This window comes from Pseudactinotalea sp. (genome assembly GCF_048594945.1).
Classification (GTDB): Bacteria; Actinomycetota; Actinomycetes; order Actinomycetales; family Beutenbergiaceae; genus Pseudactinotalea.
Window position 1 is genome coordinate 1 of record NZ_JBMDXJ010000214.1, and the last position, 3231, is coordinate 3231.

Annotated in this window: 2 protein-coding genes; one reads left to right on the top strand and one right to left on the bottom strand. The window is 69.8% G+C overall.

Annotated elements, in window-relative coordinates:
* The coding region (gene tkt / locus ACOJSN_RS09445) for a transketolase (RefSeq protein WP_420112244.1) at positions 1-1993 on the bottom strand (1993 nt) is incomplete at its 3' end.
* A 240-nt stretch (positions 1994-2233) separates the two neighbouring features.
* Between tkt and ACOJSN_RS09450 the strand changes: the two genes are divergently transcribed.
* Complete coding sequence (locus ACOJSN_RS09450; RefSeq protein WP_420112243.1) at positions 2234-3193, top strand: heme o synthase; 960 nt, start codon at positions 2234-2236, stop codon at positions 3191-3193.
* The last annotated feature ends 38 nt before the right edge of the window (positions 3194-3231 follow it).

Genomic DNA, 3231 nt, shown 5'->3' on the forward strand with positions numbered 1-3231 from the left:
GCGAGATTGCTCGTCCGGCGTCGCCCAGGTAATGGTACCAGGGCTGCGCGATCCCGGCCTCGACGCTGACCCGTGCGCGCACCGCAGGCGGCAGCACCGACTCGCGGTACTCGGTGTCCTGGGCATCGAACCACTCCAGGCACGGCGCGGACACCACCCGGGTCCCGATCCCGTCGGCCTCGAGGTGGTCGCGCGCGGCCACCGCGTACTGGACCTCGGAGCCGGTGCCGATGAGGATCACCTCGGGCGTTGCCGTCGAGCTCTCCAGCAGCACGTAGGCGCCGCGCTCGAGGCCGCTCGCGTCGGCGTATCCGTCGGTGCCGCGCGGGAACGTGGGGACGCCCTGGCGGGTCAGCACCAGCCCGACCGGGCCGTCGCTGCGCTCGAGCGTGGCCTTCCACGCGGCAGTGGTCTCGTTGGCGTCGGCCGGGCGCACCACCGCCAGGCCCGGGATCGCCCGGCAGGCCGCCAGATGCTCGACGGGCTGGTGCGTGGGTCCGTCCTCGCCCAGCCCGACCGAGTCGTGCGTCCACACGTAGATCGGGTCGACGCCCATGAGCGCGGCGAGACGCACCGCCGGGCGCATGTAGTCGCTGAACGTGAAGAACGTGCCGCCGTAGGCGCGCGTGAGGCCGGAGAGCGCGATGCCGTTGAGAATCGCGCCCATGCCGAACTCGCGGATCCCGAAGTGCAGCGTGCGTCCGTAGATGTCACCGGCGAACTCCTCCGAGGAGTGCTCTTCCGGGAGGAAGGACGGCTCGCCCTTCATGGTGGTGTTGTTGGAGCCCGCGAGGTCGGCGGAGCCGCCCCACAGCTCAGGCAGAACCGGCGCGAGTGCGGAGAGCACGTTGCCGGAGGCGGCGCGGGTCGCGAGGTCCTTGCCCGCCTCGAACACGGGAAGGGCGCTCGCCCAGTCCGCCGGCAACTCGCCCGACTGCAGCCGGTTCAGCAGCGCAGCACGCTCGGGCTCGCGCTCGGCCCAGGCGGCGAGATGGCCGTCCCATGCCTCGTGTGCCGCGCGGCCCCGGCCCTGCAGCTCGCGGGACCGTGCGAGCACCGCCGGGTCGACGTCGAAGTTCTTGTCCGGGTCGAACCCCAGCACCTCCTTGATGCCGCGAACCTCGTCCTCGCCGAGCTTGTTGCCGTGAGCGTTGTGACTGTCCTGGAACGTGGGCGCGGGCCAGGCGATGATCGTCCGGAGTCGGATGAAGCTGGGCTTGTCCGTGACCTCGCGCGCGGCGGCAAGCGCGGCGTGCAACGCGTCGACGTTCTCGGAGTAGCCGCCATCGGTGATCCAGTCGACCGTCTGGGTGTGCCAGCCGTACGCCTCGTAGCGTGCTACGACATCCTCGGTGAACGCGATCGAGGTGTGACCCTCGATCGTGATCCGATTGTCGTCCCAGATCACGATGAGGTTGCCGAGCTGCTGGGTGCCGGCGAGCGAGGCGGTCTCGGAGGACACGCCCTCCTGCAGGCATCCCTCACCGACGATCGAGTACACGTGGTGGTCGAACGGCGAGGTTCCGGCCGCGGCGTCGGGGTCGAGCAGCCCGCGCACGCGCCGCTGTGCCATCGCCATTCCGACAGCCATCGCCACGCCCTGTCCCAGCGGTCCGGTCGTGGCCTCGACGCCCTTGGTGTGGTGGAACTCGGGGTGTCCGGGCGTGAGTGACTCCCAGGTACGCAGCGCTTGGATGTCCTCGAGCTCCAGACCGAAGCCTCCGAGATAGAGCTGCACGTACTGCAGCAGGCACGCGTGCCCGGCGGAGAGGACGAACCGGTCCCGACCGAGCCAGGTGGGGTCGTTCGGGTCGATCCGCATCTCGTTCTGGTAGAGCAGGTAGGCCAGCGGTGCCAGGCTGATCGCGGTGCCGGGGTGGCCGTTGCCGACCTTCTCGACGGCGTCGGCAGCGAGCACGCGCGCCGTGTCCACCGCCTTGAGGTCGAGGTCGGTCCAGCCGACCTCCGTCGCGACGGGGGCCTGTGCGTGCACTCCGGTCTCGGTCACGTTCCCTCTTCCCGCCCTGTCGGGCTTCTCGCTCGCTTCCGCGGCTCCCGCTTGCTGCTGGAACCCGGGCACGCCGGCACCGCCGGCACTCGTCACGAGGTTAGTCGTCGGAGGAACCCCCTGGGGGGCCGTCTCAGATCCCGCGACGCCCTACACTGCCAGGGGAAGCACCGGCTCGGCACGAGTCCACCTGTGGTGCTGTCGAGACGAGCGCGAAGGACCCACGTGTCACAGACGGAGGCCAGCAGCGGGGCGAAGACCCGGCGGGTGCCCCCGACGCATCCGGTGCCGACGACGCCCCTCACGCTCCGCCGTCGGGCCGCTGCTCTGGTGGCTCTGACCAAACCGCGGATCATCGAGCTGCTGCTCATCACCACCTTGCCGACGATGATCCTGGCTGCCGACGGCTGGCCAGGGACGTGGCTGATGATCGCCACGGTGATCGGCGGCACGCTCGCCGCCGGCAGCGCGAACACCTACAACATGTGGTGGGACCGCGACATCGACGCCGTGATGAACCGGACCAAGAAGCGGCCCCTGGTCACCGGTGAGGTGACGCCGGCGCAGGCGCTGGTCTTCGCGTCGCTGCTCGCGGTCGCCTCGGTGCTGTGGTTGGGGTTGCTGGTCAACTGGTTCGCGGCATGGCTCGCGCTGGCCGCGAACGTCATGTACTCGGTCGGGTACACGATGTTGCTGAAGCGGCACACCGCGCAGAACATCGTGTGGGGCGGCGCGGCCGGCTGCATGCCGGTGCTGATCGGCTGGGCGGCCGTGACCGAGCGGGTCGACTGGGCGGCGGTGCTGCTCTTCGGCGTGATCTTCTTCTGGACCCCACCGCACTACTGGCCGCTGTCGATGAAGTTCAAGAAGGACTACGCGACCGCCGGTGTCCCGATGCTGCCGGTCGTGGCGGAGAACACCACGGTCGCCAAGCAGATGATCCTCTACGCCGCTGCGATGGTCGCCTGCACCCTCGCACTCGTCCCGGTGGGCGGCCTCGGCTGGTTCTATGCCGCTGTTGCGGTGGTCTCGGGCGCCTGGTTCCTGACCCTGTGCATCCGCCTCTACCGGCGCGCGGCAGGCGGCGTACGCAAGATCGAAGCCATGGGCGTGTTCCACGGCTCGATCACCTACCTGACCATCCTCTTCGTCGCGGTCGCCATCGACCCGTTCCTGCCTTTCTAGGCCATGACGCCGGCGCAGGCGCTCGGGGAGTATCTGGC